The organism is Streptomyces sp. NPDC111802, assembly GCF_055634335.1.
Map to the genome: position 1 here is coordinate 1 of NZ_JBVKCZ010000004.1, position 16,573 is coordinate 16,573.

Sequence of the window (16,573 nt, forward strand, 5' to 3'; positions counted from 1 at the left end):
TTGAGTTCTCAAGGAACGGACGCTTCCTTCGTACTCACCCTCTCGGGCTTTCCTCCGGGCGCTTCCCTTCGGTCTTGCGTTTCCGACTCTATCAGATCCTTTTCCGATCCGATTTCCTCGGTGCTTTCCAGGTTCCCGCTCTCGCGTTTCCCTTTCCGGCGGTTCCGACTTTATCAGAAGTTTCAGGCCGGGCTAACCGGCCACTCATTTCCGAATAATCGGGAGGGGCTTCTTGGGAATCGGTGTTCCGCTGAAGCAGATAGATACTATCTCGGCCCGGCTGGACTACATCCACTTCCAGGCAACTGTTCGAATCTACCTCCCCACGCGCTCCGTGTCAACGGCTCTTGTGGGGCGAAGAGGAGACTAGCAGCTCAGCAGGCGTGCCCGCACATCAGGCCGCGGTCGGCACGGTCGCGCTGCGCTCGGCCGCCTCAAGGTCACCCGTGTCACCGGCGCGGGCTGCACGGCCGCCGAGGACATAGACGTATGCGAGGAAGGCCAGTTCAGCGAGGACGCCGATGGTTATGCGGGCCCAGGTGGGCAGGCCCGACGGGGTGACGAAGCCTTCGATGGCGCCGGAGACGAAGAGGACCAGGGCCAGGCCTATCGCCATGCCTATGGCGGCTCGGCCTTCCTCGGCGAGGGCTGAACGCCGGGTGCGTGGGCCGGGGTCGATGAGGGTCCAGCCGAGGCGCAGGCCGGTGCCGGCGGCGACGAAGACCGCGGTCAGTTCGAGGAGACCGTGCGGCAGGATGAGGCCGAGGAAGGTGTCCAGGCGTCCTGCCGATGACATCAGGCCGAAGCCGACACCCAGGTTCAGCATGTTCTGGAGGAGGATCCAGAGCACCGGAAGGCCGAGGAAGACTCCGAGGATCAGGCAGAGTGCGGCGGCCCATGCGTTGTTCGTCCAGACCTGGGCCGCGAAGGAGGCTGCCGGGTGACTGGAGTAGTACGTCTCGTACTGACCGCCCGGGCGGGTGAGCTCGCGTAGCTCGCTGGGGGCCGCGATGGTGGCCTGTACTTCCGGATGGGTGCCGATCCACCAGCCCAGGAGGGCCGCGACAAGGGTGGACAGGAGCGCCGTGGGCACCCACCAGTGGCGCGACCGGTAGACCGCGGCGGGGAAACCATGGGCGAGGAAGCGGGTGACATCGCGCCAGGAGGCGCGTCGTGTCCCTGTGACCGCGCTACGCGCGCGTGCCACCAGCTGGCTGAGTCGGCCGGTCAGCTGGGGGTCGGGGGCGCTGGACTGGATCAGGGACAGATGGGTGGCGGTGCGCTGGTAGAGGGCGACGAGTTCGTCGGCCTCGGCGCCGGTGAGGCGGCGCTGACGCCCGAGGAGGGTGTCGAGGCGGTCCCACTCGGCTCGGTGGGCGGTGACGAAGACGTCGAGGTCCATCTGGTTTTCTGCTCCTCGGATGTTCGTCGGCGACTCGTCGTAGGGGTCAGCTTGTCGTACTGCGGCGCGATGCGCTCTCAGCTTGGCAGACTGGCCATTTCAGGGGCAGGTCAGGGGAAGGACGGTCGGCGTGAGTGAGCTGGTGACGGGCGAGGCGGTGGCGTTGGAGTTGCGCCCCGCGAAGCTGCCCAGCAGGGCACTGGCCGTGCTGCTCGACCTGGCGGTGGCCTTGGTCGCCTACCTCGTCGTGACCATTGGCGTGGTTGCCGCCACCGCTTCGCTGGACGAGGCGGCGCGGACCGCGCTGTCGATCGCGATGTTCGTGTTGCTGCTGGTCGGCGGCCCGATCGCGGTCGAGACGCTCAGCCATGGGCGTTCGCTCGGGAAGCTGGCGTGCGGGCTGCGGGTGGTGCGCGACGACGGTGGACCGATCCGCTTCCGGCACGCACTGGTGCGGGGCCTCATAGGCGTGATCGAGATTCTGATGACGCTCGGCGTCGTCGCCGTCATCGCTTCACTGGTGTCCGCGCGCGGGCGGCGGCTCGGTGATGTGTTCGCCGGGACTCTCGTCGTACGTGAACGGGTGCCGATGACCCGGGTGGGGTTCGTTCCCCCGCCTCCGCCGTGGCTGGCCGGGCGGTTCTCGGAGCTTGATCTATCGGGGGTTCCCGATGGCTTGTGGCTCGCGGTTCGCCAGTACCTGACGCGGATGCAGCAACTCGACCCGCAGGTCTCCTGGAGCATGGCCGAGCGGCTTGCCACGGATCTCTCAACGCGTACGGGCGCTCCGGCCCCACAGGGTGTGCCGCCTGCCGCGTATCTGGCCGCGGTTCTTCAGGAGCGGCAGGCGCGGGAGGCACGGCGCGCTTTCGGCAACGGGTCGGCTGTGGGCAGGGCGCCTGCCGGCGCCGAGGCGGTGAGCGGGCCGGGGGCTGCGGCTGGTGCTCCGGGCGCGTACGGCCCGCTCACGCCGCCCGCGGCCGCGACGCCTCCGCCGGCGCCCTCCGCGTACGGCGCGGTATCGCGAGACGCCGGACGGCAGGCCCCGGCGCCGTCTCCCGCGCCCCAGGACGCACCACCTGCCGACCGGCCCTCCACCGGCTTCGTCCCCCCTGCCTAGCCACCCTCAACCGTTAGAGGGCTGGGCGCCAGAACGGGCTGACGCACGAGTGCCGCTCAAGCGAAGGTCGACGGGGGCGTCTCCAGGTCCTCCAGTTCGATGCCGGGTGCCGCGAGGACCACGTCGCCCGCGATGTGTACGGCGTGCTGCTCGCCCGTGTCCAGGGCTGTGACCTGGTATTCGTCCACGGTCAGAGGGGCGTTGTCAGTGGCGTGTGTTTCGCTGTTCACCAGGGCCCAGGACTGGTCCACGGTGCGCGGGGCGAGGACCGGATCCGTGAAGGCCACGAGGCGTACGCGGGTTGCCGAGGAGGAGGGGGTGAGGCGCAGGAGACGAGCGGTGGCGATGAGGAATGCGGGGGACGTCCCGGTGAAGGCGTGGGCGCGCACATTGCCTTCCGTGGCGTGAGCCCCGGTGGGGTCGGTACGGACCCAGGTGACGCCGTCGAGGGCGGCACCGCGGACCTGCCAGCCACCGGCGTGGAGTTCGAGACGGATGGGGCGGCCGAGTTCGTCGAGGGCCAGGTCGACGGAGCCGCTGTGATCGCCCGCCGGGGTGGTCAGCTGGGCGACGTAGCGCCAGCCGGAGGGACCGGGGGCGCAGTGGAAGTGCTCTTCTGCGAGGGGGGTGTGATCGTGCGGATCGTGGAGCGAATAACGGCCGCGGGGCATCGGAGTCCTGGGGCTTGACGGACGGGTTGGACCGGCCACGCGGGCCGAAGAAGCTGCATGGCCGAAGGGCCAAGCGGGCCAAAGAGGCAGGCCCCCGGCACGGGGGTGCGGGGGCCTGCCTCGGAGGATCGGCCGCTGTGCGGCGCGTCAGTGCACGGACGCGCTCGCGCTGAGATGCGAGATGCCGTGCCGGCCAAGTCGCGGAGAGCCGCGGACCGCCCTCGCCAACCCGGCTCAGGCGGCACGGCTCAGGCGACCCGCTCACGCGGCCTGCTCGGTGGCAGCACCGCGCAGGAGTGGCCAGCTCGGCAGTGGCTCGGCTCAGTAGCGGTAGTGGTCCGACTTGTACGGGCCCTCGACCTCGACGCCGATGTACGCGGCCTGCTCGGGGCGGAGCGTCGTCAGCTTCACGCCGAGCGCGTCCAGGTGGAGGCGGGCGACCTTCTCGTCCAGGTGCTTGGGCAGCGTGTACACACCGGTCGGGTAGGCGTCCGGCTTGGTGAACAGCTCGATCTGCGCCAGCGTCTGGTCGGCGAAGGAGTTGGACATCACGAAGGACGGGTGACCGGTCGCGTTGCCCAGGTTCAGCAGGCGGCCCTCGGACAGCACGATGATCACCTTGCCGTCCGGGAAGGTCCAGGTGTGGACCTGCGGCTTGACCTCGTCCTTGACGATGCCCGGGATCTTGGCGAGGCCGGCCATGTCGATCTCGTTGTCGAAGTGGCCGATGTTGCCGACGATCGCCTGGTGCTTCATCTTGGCCATGTCCGAGGCCATGATGATGTCCTTGTTGCCGGTCGTGGTGATGAAGATGTCGGCCTTGTCGACGACCTCGTCGAGGGTCGTGACCTGGTAGCCGTCCATCGCCGCCTGGAGCGCGCAGATCGGGTCGATCTCGGTGATGATCACGCGAGCGCCCTGGCCGCGCAGGGACTCCGCGCAGCCCTTGCCCACGTCGCCGTAGCCGCAGACGACCGCGGTCTTGCCGCCGATCAGGACGTCGGTGGCGCGGTTGATGCCGTCGATGAGCGAGTGGCGGCAGCCGTACTTGTTGTCGAACTTCGACTTGGTGACGGCGTCGTTGACGTTGATCGCCGGGAACAGGAGGACGCCGTCGCGCTGCATCTCGTACAGGCGGTGGACGCCGGTCGTGGTCTCCTCGGTCACGCCGCGGATCTCGGAGGACAGCTGGGTCCACTTCTGGGCGTTCTCGCCCAGGGTGCGGTGGAGCAGCTCAAGGATGACGCGGTGCTCGTCGGACTCGGCGGTGTCGAGGGCCGGGACCTGGCCGTCCTTCTCGTACTCGACGCCCTTGTGGACGAGGAGGGTGGCGTCACCGCCGTCGTCCAGGATCATGTTCGGGCCGCCGGTGGGGGTGTTCGGCCAGGTCAGGGCCTGCTCCGTGCACCACCAGTACTCCTGAAGGGTCTCGCCCTTCCAGGCGAAGACCGGGATGCCCTGCGGGTTCTCGGGCGTGCCGTTCGGACCGACGGCGATCGCGGCGGCGGCGTGGTCCTGGGTGGAGAAGATGTTGCAGGACGCCCAGCGGACCTCGGCGCCCAGGGCGACCAGGGTCTCGATGAGGACGGCGGTCTGCACGGTCATGTGCAGGGAGCCGGTGATGCGGGCGCCGGCCAGCGGCTGCGCCTCGGCGTACTCCTTGCGGATCGCCATCAGGCCGGGCATCTCGTGCTCGGCGAGGGTGATCTCCTTGCGGCCGAACTCGGCCAGGGAGAGGTCGGCGACCTTGAAGTCCTGTCGGTTCTCGACAGTCGTCATTACGAGCTGCTCCTCGGGGTTGGGTCGAGGGTGGGTACGGCTGGTCTGCGCGGCGGCGGACACAGGGGTGCCCGAGGAGGACACAGGCATGCCCGCGTACACGCAGCGCAGTCCGTCGGAGGCCCTCTCTCCCTCGGTCGGTCCCTGTCGAGACCGCCCGACCGCCATCAGCAGCGACGTCTGGCTCTGTCCCAAGCTACACCGGGAGGCCCGGCCGTCCCCAGTCCGCCTCTGAACGGATCTGGCCATCGAGGCGGTCGGAGGAGGTGGGTCGAGGCACCGCTCATGGGTGAGTGGCAGGTCCGGTGACGGTCGGGTGAGGGAGCGATAACAGGACACCAACGAACGGTTCACAGGTGTCGGCAGACCGGGATGTTCCGGAATCTTTGCCCCTTTGAGCTTGCGGTGAGGTGGGGCAGGATGCCTGGAGATCGGAACATCTGATCGATCTTGCGGGTCGTCCGGGACGGCGTATCCGCACGACAAAGGCGTTAGGAGATCGACGTGACCAATCCGGCCGGCCCTCCCCCCACGGGCAGCGGCGGTGGCGAGCAGAAGCGGTTGAAGCTGCTCGCGGTGACCGCATGCCCGACCGGCATCGCCCATACGTACATGGCGGCCGAGAAGCTCGCGCAAGCCGCTGAGAGTCGCGGCATCGACATGAAGGTGGAGACCCAAGGATCCATCGGGGCTGAAAACGTGCTCGATGACAACGATGTCAACCATGCCGACGGCATCATCGTCGCCGCGGACAAGGACGTGGACCTGAGCCGTTTCACCGGCAAGCGGGTCCTCACCGTCGGGGTGGCCGAGGGCATTCGCCACCCCGAGCAGTTGATTGAGCGGGTGCTGTCGGCGCCCGTGCACACCGAAGGGGGCACCCCCACGGCCCCCGCGGCCGGCGGTGGCAAGGAGCGGAGCGTCGGGTACAAGGCGCTGATGAACGGGGTCAGCTACATGATCCCGTTCGTCGTGGTCGGCGGGCTGCTGATCGCGATCTCGCTGTCGCTCGGCGGGCACACGGACCCGTCGGGCGGTCTGGTCATCCCGAAGGACTCCTTCTGGATGGACGTGAACAACATCGGTGTCATCGGCTTCACGCTGATGGTGCCGATCCTGTCCGGTTACATCGCGTACGCCATCGGAGATCGGCCCGCCCTCGTGCCCGGCATGATCGGTGGCTGGATCGCCAACACCGGTGAGCTGTACGACTCCAAGGCGGGCGCCGGGTTCATCGGGGCGATCGTGACCGGGTTCCTCGCCGGGTATCTGGTGCTGTGGATCAAGAAGGTCAAGGTCCCGAAGTTCGTACAGCCGATCATGCCGATCATCGTGATCCCGATCGTGGCGACCACGGCGCTCGGACTGTTCTTCATCTACGTCATCGGCAAGCCGATCTCCTGGGTGTTCGAGCACCTGACCGACTGGCTCAGCGGGATGACCGGCACGAGCGCGATCCTGCTCGGCGCGATACTCGGGCTCATGATCGCGTTCGACATGGGCGGTCCGGTCAACAAGACGGCGTTCCTGTTCGGCGCCGGCCTCATCGCGACCGGCAACCAGACGGTCATGGGCATGTGCGCGGCCGCGATCCCGGTCATGCCGCTCGGTCAGGGCCTGGCCACGCTGATACGCAAGCGGCTGTACACCGAGCAGGAGCGTGAGACCGGGCTGGCCGCGCTGTTCATGGGCTGCTTCGGCATCTCCGAGGGCGCGATCCCGTTCGCCGCGGCTCGGCCCGCGCAGGTCATCCCCGCCAACATGCTGGGCGGGGCGGTCGCCGGTGCCCTGGCCGGGGTCGCCGGCGTGGAGGACGCGGTGCCGCACGGCGGGCCGATCGTGGCCGTCCTCGGCGCGGTGAGCGGGGTGCCGATGTTCTTCGTGGCCGTGGTGATCGGCTCGGTCGTCACGGCGCTGACGACGGTGGCCCTCGTCGACCTGGGCGAGCGCAAGCGGCGCGCGGAAGCGGGCGTCGGGGTGGATGCAGGTGCGGGTGAGTCGGGGCTTGAGCCCGCGCTGGTCGGAGTGCCCAGAGGTGGCGGTGCCGGTGGCGGTGCGGTTGTAGAGCGGGCGACGGTACGTGAGCCGGGGACGGCCGCTACTGCCGCGAACAGCGCTACGGCAGCCGCGAGTAGCGGCACAGCCGTAGCGGAAGCCGTGGCGGACGAGACGGCAGTACCCAAGCAGGCCGAACCGTCCGACCCCGGCGCCACCCCCGCCGAGGTCCTCTCCGGGCACCTCACCCAACAGACCGTCAAGGTCCGCCTCGAATCCGCCGACAAGGAGGCCGCCATCCGGGAGATGGCGGAGCTGCTGGCTCGGACCGGCCGGGTCGCGGACCTGGACGAGCTGGTGGCGACCGCGCTGCGGCGGGAGGCACAGGGGACGACCGGGCTCGGTGAGGAGATCGCGATTCCGCACGCCAAGACGGCTGCGGTGACGGCGCCGGTCGTCGGTTTCGCGCGGTCCGTCGAGGGCGTCGAGTGGGGCTCACTGGACGGTACGAAGGCGAGGCTGGTGTTCATGATCGCCGTACCGGAGGCGGCCGCGGGCGATGAGCATCTGCGGATTCTGGCGCTGCTGTCGCGGAAGTTGATGGACGCCGGGTTCCGGGAGCGGCTACTGGCGGCCGGTGACGAACGCGCGATGCTGGAGGTGCTGAGCGAGATTCAGTGACCCGGGTGCGGGCCCGCGACCGTCATGGCGTGGGCCCGCGCGGACGGTTCGGCGACGGCCGCTACCCTCTGCCGCTGCGGAAGTTCCGCCTGGGGAGGGGGTACTGATGGAGAAGGCGCGAAGACTCCGGGTCGCGGCGTGGGTGGTGGGCCTCGTGGGGCTCGCGCTCGTGGTCGGGTCCGTGCTGTGGCTGCGGACGGGCTATGTGCTGTCCACCGTGGCGAGCGAGAGCATGACGCCCACGTACGCCGTCGGCGACCGGATCGTCGCCGAGCGCGTCGGCACGGACGAGGTGGGCAGGGGCGACGTGGTGCTGTACTCGGCGCCGGAGCGCTACTACGACGGGCCGCCCGTCATGCAGCGCGTCATCGGCGTCGGCGGCGACCGCATCGCCTGCTGCGTGGGCACGGGTACGGCGCGGGAGCGGATCACCGTCAACGGCAGGCCGCTCAGCGAGCCGTATGTGAAGGGCGGCATCGCCAACGGCATGCCGCCGTACGAGGTGACGGTGCCCCGAGGCCGACTGTTCCTGCTCGGCGACAACCGTCTGAACTCCCGTGACTCCCGTTCCTTCGCCGCGGATCATGGCGGGACGGTGCCCGTCGACGCGGTCGTCGGCCTGGTGACCGACAGCTATGCGATGCCGGTGCTGCTCGCGGTGGCCACGCTGATCGGGATGCTTCTCGCGCTCGCCGGGCTCGTCCTCAAGGTCGCGGCACGGAACATACGGCGACGGCCGGCGGCTCAGCTGACGTTGTGGCCCGAGCACTTCTGACGGGGGCCGGCCTCAGTGGTCGGTGCCGTGCTGCGCCGGACCCCCGGGCGTCGCCTCCCGGTCGGCACCCTTGGCCGCCTCGGTCTCACTGTAGATGTCGGGCTCGAGGTAGATCACGCGGGCGATCGGGACCGCCTCGCGGATGCGGGCCTCGGCGGCGTTGATGGCGGTGGCGATCTCGGCGCCCGTGTCCCCCTGCGGGACGGCGATCTTGGCGGCGACCAGGAGCTCCTCGGGGCCGAGGTGGAGCGTGCGCATGTGGATGATGCGGGTGACCACGTCGCCGTCGACGATCGCGGCCTCGATCCTCTGGACGTTCTCGACGCCCGCGGACTCACCGAGCAGCAGTGACTTGGTCTCGATGGCCAGCACGACCGCGATCAGGACCAGCAGGATGCCGATGCAGACGGTGCCGATGCCGTCCCAGACTCCGTCGCCGGTGAGCAGGGCCAGGCCGACGCCACCCAGGGCGAGGACCAGGCCGACCAGCGCGCCAAGGTCCTCCAGGAGGACGACGGGCAGTTCGGGGGCCTTGGCGTGGCGGACGAACTCCTTCCAGGACTTCCCGCCTCGCAGGGTGTTCGACTCCTTGATGGCCGTCCGGAAGGAGAAGCTCTCGGCGATGATCGCGAAGACGAGGACGCCGACCGGCCAGTACCAGTGCTCGATCTCGTGCGGGTGCCTGATCTTCTCGTAGCCCTCGTATAGGGCGAACATGCCGCCGACCGAGAACAGGATGATCGAGACGAGGAAGGCGTAGATGTAGCGCTCACGGCCGTAGCCGAAGGGGTGCTGCGGGGTCGCCTCGCGCTGCGCCTTCTTGCCGCCGACCAGCAGCAGGGCCTGGTTGCCGGAGTCGGCGAGCGAGTGCACGCCCTCGGCGAGCATCGACGACGAACCGCTGAACGCGAACGCCACGAACTTCGATGCCGCGATCGCGAGGTTGGCGGCGAGTGCCGCCACGATCGCCCTGGTACCGCCTGCCGCGCTCATGTGTCGCGTTGTCCCTTCGCCTTCGAGCCTTTGTACGTACGCCGTGCGGGGCATCGCCGAGGGGAGCGCGCGGCCCCCGATCGGCTTTGCCCGTCCTTTGCCGATGGGCCATTGTTGCAGCCCGGTCCGACAACGGTGTGCCGGGTCGTGCGATGCCCTCGGTCAGGCGACGACCGTGGCCCTGAAGACCGTACCGGCACCGGACACTTCGGCCTTTTCGCCCGCCGCTACGAAGACCGACCGGCCCGGCGTCAGCTCGTGTTCGCCGGCGCGGACGGAACCCGCCGTGCAGAGCAGGATCTGCGGGGTCGCGCGCGTGAGGTCGTGCGCGACGGTGCCCTCCGGGAGGACGTACCGGGAGAGCCGGAACTCGTCGATCGGGGTCTCGTAGACCTCCTCGCCGTCCGGGGCGGCCTCCGGGCGCAGCACGCCCGGGTCGCTCGCCTCGAAGCGGACGATCCGCAGGAGTTCGGGGACGTCGACGTGCTTGGGGGTCAGACCGCAGCGCAGGACGTTGTCGGAGTTGGCCATGATCTCGACGCCGAGGCCGTTGAGGTAGGCGTGCGGGACGCCGGCGCCGAGGAACAGGGCCTCGCCGGGCTGCAGGCGGACGTAGTTGAGGAGCATGGCGGCGATGACGCCGGGGTCGCCGGGGTAGTGGTGGGCGATGTCGGCGTACGGGGCGTAGTCGCCGCCGAGGCGGGAGCAGGCGGCCGCGGCCTCGGCGACGGTGTGGGCCATCTCGTCCGGGTCGGCGCTGAGGATCGCGGTGAGCACCTCGCGCAGGGCGGCTTCCTCGGGGTGGGCGTGCAGCAGGTCGACGTACGGCTTGAGGGAGTCGACGCCGAGGCCCTCCAGCAGGTCGGCGGCCCGCAGCGGGTCGCGGAAGCCGCACAGGCCGTCGAACTCGGTGAGCGCGCAGATCAGTTCGGGCTTGTGGTTGGCGTCCTTGTAGTTGCGGTGGCCCGCGTCCACGGGGATGTTGCGGCGCTCCTCGTCGTCGTAACCCTCCTTCGCCTGCGCCAGGTCGGGGTGCACCTGGAGGGAGAGCGGGGCGCCGGCGGCGAGGATCTTGAGCAGGAACGGCAGACGGGGGCCGAACTTGGCCACGGCCGGGGCGCCCAGCTCACCCTCGGGGCCGGCCTCGATCACCTCGACGAGCGTGCCGCGTTCGGTGCGCGACGGTGCGCCCGGGTGCGCGCCCATCCACATCTCCGCCTGCGGTTCGCCGGTCGGCTCGACGCCGAGGAGCTTCGGGATCGCGGTGGTGGAGCCCCAGGCGTAGGGGCGGATGGTGTTGTCGAGGCGGTCCATGCGGGTCTCTGCCTGCTCTCTGTGCGTACGGCGCGGTCTCGTTGCGTAGGACGCGAGTTCGCCGTGTGTACGACTGCCGGTTCCTCGGGCGTACGGCCGTCAGCGCGTCCTGGGACAGATCAGGCCCTCGAGGCGAGCGCCAGGTAAACGGCGGCGAAATCCGTGATGGCGATCAGTTCCGCGAGGGTCTCGAGCTCGTCGCCGGGCTCCGGCTCCAGTTCGCTGATGGGCGTGTCGTGGCTGAGAGCGAGGTCGCGGGCCGCCGGCGCGGCGGTGAGACCGCCGATCGGGCGGTCGCGCAGCAGCACCACGCGCGCGTGCAGGGCCGGTGTCTCCTCCACGCGGTCCCGGAAGAAGTCGTTGGGGTCGGCGCTCGCGGCGAGCCGGCCGGCGAGCAGGGCGTTGTGGGAGGCGAGTGCCTCGGGCAGTTCGGCGACCAGGCCCGGATGGCCGGAGAGTTCGGCGAGCGCGGCGGCGAAACGGCGGCCGGCCGGACCGGCGGACACGCCCTCGGTCCAGATCAGCGGGAGCGCGTCGGCGAGTTCGGCGGCGAGGGTCTTGGCGGGGTTGCTGTAGGTCGCGATGGCGGGGCCGCAGCGCTCGGCGATGTGGTCGAGGCGGTCGGCGACCTTCTCGACGGCGTCGGGCGGGGCGGTCAGCAGGCCGGTGCGGTCGAGGAGCGCCAGGAGCGGGGTGAGCAGCGCCCACAGGACGCCTGGGGCGGAGGCCGTGAGGGGTTCGTCGTGCTCGTACGGGGCGGTCGCCATCGGTACGAACAGGCCGTGGTTGCCGTGCATCGCCTCGGTGAGCGGGGTGCGGGCGGGGGCCACGGCGACGACTGTGCAGCCGCGGCGGTACGCCTGCTCGGCGAGCAGGGTCAGGCCGGGCTCGGTGCCGTCGGGGGTGGCGATCAGCAGCAGGTCGACGGAGCCGGCCCAGCCGGGCAGCTCCCAGCGCAGGGCGCCGGCGGCGGGGGCGACGCCGGCCGGGGCCAGCCGGGTGACGGGGCTGGTGGCGCCTGCGAGCGTGCCGAGGAGGTCGGCGACGCAGGTGGCGGCGGCGCCGGGGCCCGCGATGAGGATGGCGCGGGGGCGGCCGTCCGGCTTGAGGTCGTTGACGCCGGCCTCGGCGGCGAGCCTTGCGGCGGTGCGGACGCGGGCGCCGGCTTCGGCCGCGCCTCGGAGCAGGGCACGGCGGTCGGCCTCGGCGAGCGCCTCCGGCGTGTCCAGCAGCGATTCGTCGAGCATGGGCGGCAGCCTCCGATCGCCGGGGTGGGTTGGGGCTTTGATGGGCCGGTGCGCCTGGGGGTGTTGGGGGGCGGTTGTGTGGGGGCGGTTGTGTGGTTGCGCGGGGCGCGGTTGTGGTGTGCGGTTGTGTAGCGGGCGGTTCTCGCGCGTGCGGTTGTGTGCGTACGGCTGTGCCGTGGTCTCGCGCTCGTCGCTTTACGCGGGGCGGCGGGCCTCGTCGACCAGCAGGACGGGGATGCCGTCGCGGACCGGGTACGCCAGGCCGCAGTCCTGGCCGGTGCAGAGCAGCTCGGCGTCCTGCTCCTTGAGCGGGGCGTGGCAGGCCGGGCAGGCGAGGATCTCCAGGAGGCCGGCTTCCAGCGGCATGGTGGGTCCCTTCTGTGGTGGTGTGGGCGGTACGTGTGTGTGCGGATGTGCCTGGTCAGGGTACCGCCGGTGGGGGCGGGGTGCTGGGGGTTGGGCGGGGTGGTGCGCGGCCGTTGGGTTGGTCTCGCCCCCGCCGCCCCTACCCGTCCCATCCCCAGGGGCTCCGCCCCTTCGACCCCGGGTGCCTTCTGGGGGCTGCCGCCCCCAGACCCCCGCTGTCGGCCCTGAACGGGCCTCGTCCTCAAACGCCGGACGGGCTGACATTGCCTGGACCGGCGCTGACAGGTGAAGCGCGGCCAGCCCCGAGACGTGGTCCTCGGACCTCACCCCCGGATGATCGCCAACGCCTCGTCCCGTACCTTCGCCATCGTCGGCTCGTCCCGTGCCTCCGCGTTCAGGCGCAGCAGTGGCTCCGTGTTGGACGGGCGGACGTTGAACCACCAGTCGGCGGCGGTCACCGTCAGGCCGTCGAGTTCGTCCAGTTCCACGCCCTCCTGGCCCTCGTACGCGGCCTTGATGGCGGCGAGGCGGTCCGCCTGGTCGGCGACGGTGGAGTTGATCTCGCCTGAGCCGGCGTAGCGGTCGTACTGGGCGACCAGGCCGGAGAGGGGGCCCTCCTGGCCGCCGAGCGCCGCGAGGACGTGCAGGGCGGCCAGCATGCCCGTGTCGGCGTTCCAGAAGTCCTTGAAGTAGTAGTGGGCGGAGTGTTCGCCGCCGAAGATCGCGCCGGACTTCGCCATCTCGGCCTTGATGAAGGAGTGGCCGACGCGGGTGCGGGCCGGGGTGCCGCCGTTCTCCTTGACGACCTCCGGGACCGACCACGAGGTGATCAGGTTGTGGATGATCGTGCCCTTGCCGCCGTGCTTGGCGAGCTCGCGCGAGGCCACCAGGGCGGTGATGGCGGACGGGGAGACGGGCTCGCCGCGCTCGTCGACGACGAAGCAGCGGTCGGCGTCTCCGTCGAAGGCGATGCCGAGGTCGGCGGACTCGTCACGGACTCGCTTCTGGAGGTCCATGATGTTCGCCGGGTCCAGCGGGTTCGCCTCGTGGTTCGGGAAGGTGCCGTCCAGCTCGAAGTACATCGGGACGACGTCCAGCGGGAGGCCCGCGAACACGGTCGGCACCGTGTGGCCGCCCATGCCGTTGCCCGCGTCGACGACGACCTTCAGGGGGCGGATGGAGGTCAGGTCGACGAGGGAGCGGAGGTGGGCCGCGTAGTCGTCCAACGTGTCGCGCTGGGTGATCGTGCCCGGCTGGGCGGCCGGTGCCGGGGCGCCCGACTCGGTCCAGCCCTCGACCAGTTCGCGGATCTCGGCGAGCCCGGTGTCCTGGCCGACCGGGGCGGCGCCCGCGCGGCACATCTTGATGCCGTTGTACTGGGCCGGGTTGTGCGAGGCCGTGAACATCGCGCCCGGCAGGTGCAGCGCGCCCGAGGCGTAGTACAGCTGGTCGGTGGAGCACAGGCCGATCTCGGTGACGTCGACGCCCCGGGCCGCGGCTCCGCGTGCGAACGCGCGGGACAGACCGGGCGAAGAGGGGCGCATGTCGTGACCGATCACGATCGCGCTCGCCCCCGTCACCTGGACGAAGGCTGCCCCGAAGAGCTCGGCCAGTGACTCGTCCCACTGGTCCGGGACGACCCCGCGCACGTCGTACGCCTTCACGAGCTGTGACAGATCAGCAGCCACGGCCAACCTTCCTGAAAGTCCTGTCGGTGACCCCAAGCTACCCGCCCGGACTGACAGTGCGCCGAGTGGCCGCCGAGTGGACCCCGAGCCGTAACATCGAGGTCAGCGCGGGCGTCAGGGCAGCATCCAACCGAGCACCGGTGAACTCTGTCCGACCACGATCAGACACATCACGAGCAGCAGCCCGAGGCTCCACGGCAGCACCCGACGCAGCAGATCCCCTTCCCGGCCCGCCAGCCCCACGGCCGCGCACGCGATGGTGAGGTTCTGCGGCGAGATCATCTTGCCGAGCACACCACCTGAACTGTTGGCGGCGGCCAGGAGTTCCGGCGACAGCCCCGACTCCCGGGCCGCCGTCACCTGCAACGCGCCGAACAGCGCGTTGGCGGATGTGTCCGAGCCGGAGACGGCCACCCCGAACCAGCCCAGCACCGGCGACAGGAAGGCGAGTCCGGCGCCCGCCGCGGCCACGAAGTAGCCGATGGTGGCGGCCTGTCCGGAGAGGTTCATGACGTACGCGAGCGCCAGCACGGACGTCACGGTCAGGATGGCGAACCTCAACTCGTGCACGGTGGCGGCCCATTCGCTGACGGCCACGCGCGCGTGCACTCCCAGGACGACCGCCGTGCACACCCCGGCGAGCAGCACGAGCGTGCCTCCGGTGGACACGATCGGCCAGCTGAACACGTTGCCGCCGACCGGCTCGCCGTCCGGGCCGACGACGTTCAGGAAGGGCCAGTCGTAGGTCCGGGTCGCCTCGGCCAGCCAGTCCTTGACGACAGGGATCTGCGCGACGGAGAAGATCACGACGATCAACGCGTAGGGCGCATAGGCCCGTACGACTTCCCCGCGCGGGTCGTCCTCGTCCAACTCCTCGCTGCGCGCGCCGGTCAGCACGGACGCGCGTACGGCCTCGTCGGCGGGCACACGCGTGTGCGGTACGGCGATCAGGGCGCCCGCGCCGGCCAAGGCGGCGCCGATGTCGGCGAGTTGCGCGGAGACGTAGTTGGAGGCGGCGAACTGGGCGACGGCGAAGGCGACTCCGCAGGCCAGGGCGGGCACCCAGGTCTCCTGAAGTCCGCGCCGCCCGTCCACGAGCCCGACCAGCACGAGCGGCACGACGAGGGCCAGCAGAGGCGTCTGACGCCCCACCACCGAGGCCACGTCGTCCAACGGCAGCCCGGTGACCTGAGCCAGCGTCACCACCGGCGTGCCCATCGCCCCGAAGGCCACGGGCGCGGTGTTGGCGACCAGCGCGACGACCGCCGCCCGCACGGGCTCGAAGCCCAGCGCGACGAGCATGACCGAACAGATCGCGACGGGCGCCCCGAACCCGGCGAGCGCCTCCAGCAGGGCCCCGAAACAGAAGGCGACGACGAGCGCCTGGATGCGCGGGTCGTCCGACAGTCGGCCGAACGACCGGCGAAGGACGTCGAAGTGCCGCGTCCGGACGGTCATCCGGTACACCCACAGGGCGTTGACGACGATCCAGAGGATGGGGAAGAGTCCGAAGACGGCCCCTTGGGCGCCGCTGGAGAGCGTCTGCCCGAGCGGCATGCCGTACGCGAGCCAGGCGACCAGCACGGCGGCCAGCAGCCCTGTGAGCCCCGCCAGGTGCGCCTTCATCCGGACCCCGCCCAGCAGGACGAGGACGATCACCAGCGGTAGGGCTGCGACGAGGGCGGACAGGCCCAGCGAGCCTGCGACGGGTTCCAGTTCCTGGACGTACACGGGCGCCTCCCCGGATTCCGCCATGCGGAAAGCGATTTCTCGTTCCGGCATACGGAATGGTCGTGTCCGCGCCAACCAGACGTCAATGCCCGTGCATCACTCGACGAAACGAGCACACCAGAACCACAGAGAAACCGACGTCACCAAACGTCAGTTGTCGGGCGACCGCAGCACCCGCAGATGACCCCGCCGCGCGACCTCCATCGGATCGGCGGCACGTCCACCGCCCCCGCCGGCCCCGGCCGCCCGCTCCTGCGGACGGGCCGCCTCACGCACGGCGTTGGCAAGCGCTTCCAGGTCGTCCCCGCTCGGGCGGGCCGGAGCCGAACCGTCCAACAGCCGTACGACCTCCCACCCGCGAGGGGCGGTCAGGCGCTCGGAGTGCTCGGCGCACAGGTCGTAGCAGTGGGGTTCGGCATAGGTGGCGAGCGGGCCGAGGACCGCGGTCGAGTCGGCGTAGACGTACGTCAGCGTCGCTACGGCGGGACGGCCGCAAGCGGTGCGCGAACAGCGACGTACAGGGCTCACGACGTTGGACGGTACCGCACTCTTGAGCGGGCCGCGACGACTCTCCCCCAGGTCACTCCACCGTGTCGTGCTGTGCAGCATCACACGCGCCTCTCCCGTCCCACCCTCCTGACCTGCCCAAAAGCCGCGTACCGAGATCCCGGACGTTTTCAGAATCGGTCACCACATACCACAAAACCCAACAATTACCTCGACTTCGACGGTCTCGGAGGCATACGGAATCGAGCCCAAGCTTGGCTGGAATGGTCATCTGCCGACATGCCGTACGGACGGACCGAGATCG

At 70.2% G+C, this 16,573-nt stretch carries 13 protein-coding genes; 3 read left to right on the forward strand and 10 right to left on the reverse strand.

Features of this window, described 5'->3' with window-relative positions:
* Positions 1-394 precede the first annotated feature (394 nt).
* Positions 395-1,402: a stage II sporulation protein M gene (locus ACZ7NC_RS04865; RefSeq protein ID WP_471484934.1), complete on the reverse strand. Its 1,008-nt coding sequence runs from the start codon at positions 1,400-1,402 to the stop codon at positions 395-397.
* 130 nt (positions 1,403-1,532) lie between these two features.
* On the opposite strand from ACZ7NC_RS04865, the gene ACZ7NC_RS04870 reads away from it, so the two are divergent.
* Positions 1,533-2,522 (forward strand): RDD family protein, encoded by a 990-nt coding sequence (locus tag ACZ7NC_RS04870; RefSeq protein ID WP_471484936.1) that lies wholly within the window; start codon positions 1,533-1,535, stop codon positions 2,520-2,522.
* 56 nt (positions 2,523-2,578) lie between these two features.
* Here ACZ7NC_RS04870 and ACZ7NC_RS04875 read toward each other — a convergent pair whose 3' ends face one another.
* Complete coding sequence (locus tag ACZ7NC_RS04875; protein WP_471484938.1) at positions 2,579-3,193, reverse strand: hypothetical protein; 615 nt, start codon at positions 3,191-3,193, stop codon at positions 2,579-2,581.
* 321 nt (positions 3,194-3,514) lie between these two features.
* A complete protein-coding gene (gene ahcY / locus ACZ7NC_RS04880) occupies positions 3,515-4,972 on the reverse strand; it encodes an adenosylhomocysteinase (protein WP_471484940.1) in 1,458 nt (485 codons plus the stop codon).
* Positions 4,973-5,476: 504 nt separating this feature from the next.
* On the opposite strand from ahcY, the gene ACZ7NC_RS04885 reads away from it, so the two are divergent.
* Both ACZ7NC_RS04885 and lepB read left to right on the forward strand, forming a co-directional pair.
* A complete protein-coding gene (locus ACZ7NC_RS04885) occupies positions 5,477-7,648 on the forward strand; it encodes a fructose-specific PTS transporter subunit EIIC (RefSeq protein ID WP_471484941.1) in 2,172 nt (723 codons plus the stop codon).
* A gap of 106 nt (positions 7,649-7,754) precedes the next feature.
* Positions 7,755-8,423 (forward strand): signal peptidase I, encoded by a 669-nt coding sequence (gene lepB / locus ACZ7NC_RS04890; protein ID WP_471484943.1) that lies wholly within the window; start codon positions 7,755-7,757, stop codon positions 8,421-8,423.
* Positions 8,424-8,435: 12 nt separating this feature from the next.
* Here lepB and ACZ7NC_RS04895 read toward each other — a convergent pair whose 3' ends face one another.
* The 7 genes from ACZ7NC_RS04895 to ACZ7NC_RS04925 all read right to left on the reverse strand — a co-directional run bounded on the left by ACZ7NC_RS04895 (position 8,436) and on the right by ACZ7NC_RS04925 (position 16,371).
* The gene (locus ACZ7NC_RS04895) at positions 8,436-9,416 is read right to left on the reverse strand and encodes a cation diffusion facilitator family transporter (protein ID WP_471484945.1); all 981 of its coding nucleotides are present in this window, start codon (positions 9,414-9,416) and stop codon (positions 8,436-8,438) included.
* 162 nt (positions 9,417-9,578) lie between these two features.
* On the reverse strand, positions 9,579-10,730 hold the full coding sequence (gene manA / locus ACZ7NC_RS04900; RefSeq protein WP_471484946.1) for a mannose-6-phosphate isomerase, class I: 1,152 nt from the start codon (positions 10,728-10,730) through the stop codon (positions 9,579-9,581).
* Positions 10,731-10,849: 119 nt separating this feature from the next.
* On the reverse strand, positions 10,850-11,977 hold the full coding sequence (locus ACZ7NC_RS04905) for an SIS domain-containing protein (RefSeq protein WP_471484948.1): 1,128 nt from the start codon (positions 11,975-11,977) through the stop codon (positions 10,850-10,852).
* A 195-nt stretch (positions 11,978-12,172) separates the two neighbouring features.
* Positions 12,173-12,343, reverse strand: coding sequence for a Trm112 family protein (locus ACZ7NC_RS04910; RefSeq protein ID WP_125493546.1), 171 nt, complete (start codon positions 12,341-12,343; stop codon positions 12,173-12,175).
* Positions 12,344-12,666: 323 nt separating this feature from the next.
* Positions 12,667-14,031: a phosphomannomutase/phosphoglucomutase gene (locus tag ACZ7NC_RS04915; protein ID WP_471484950.1), complete on the reverse strand. Its 1,365-nt coding sequence runs from the start codon at positions 14,029-14,031 to the stop codon at positions 12,667-12,669.
* 114 nt (positions 14,032-14,145) lie between these two features.
* The gene (locus ACZ7NC_RS04920) at positions 14,146-15,762 is read right to left on the reverse strand and encodes an L-lactate permease (protein ID WP_471485366.1); all 1,617 of its coding nucleotides are present in this window, start codon (positions 15,760-15,762) and stop codon (positions 14,146-14,148) included.
* A 150-nt stretch (positions 15,763-15,912) separates the two neighbouring features.
* A complete protein-coding gene (locus tag ACZ7NC_RS04925) occupies positions 15,913-16,371 on the reverse strand; it encodes a DUF3499 domain-containing protein (RefSeq protein ID WP_471484951.1) in 459 nt (152 codons plus the stop codon).
* Positions 16,372-16,573: the final 202 nt, after the last annotated feature.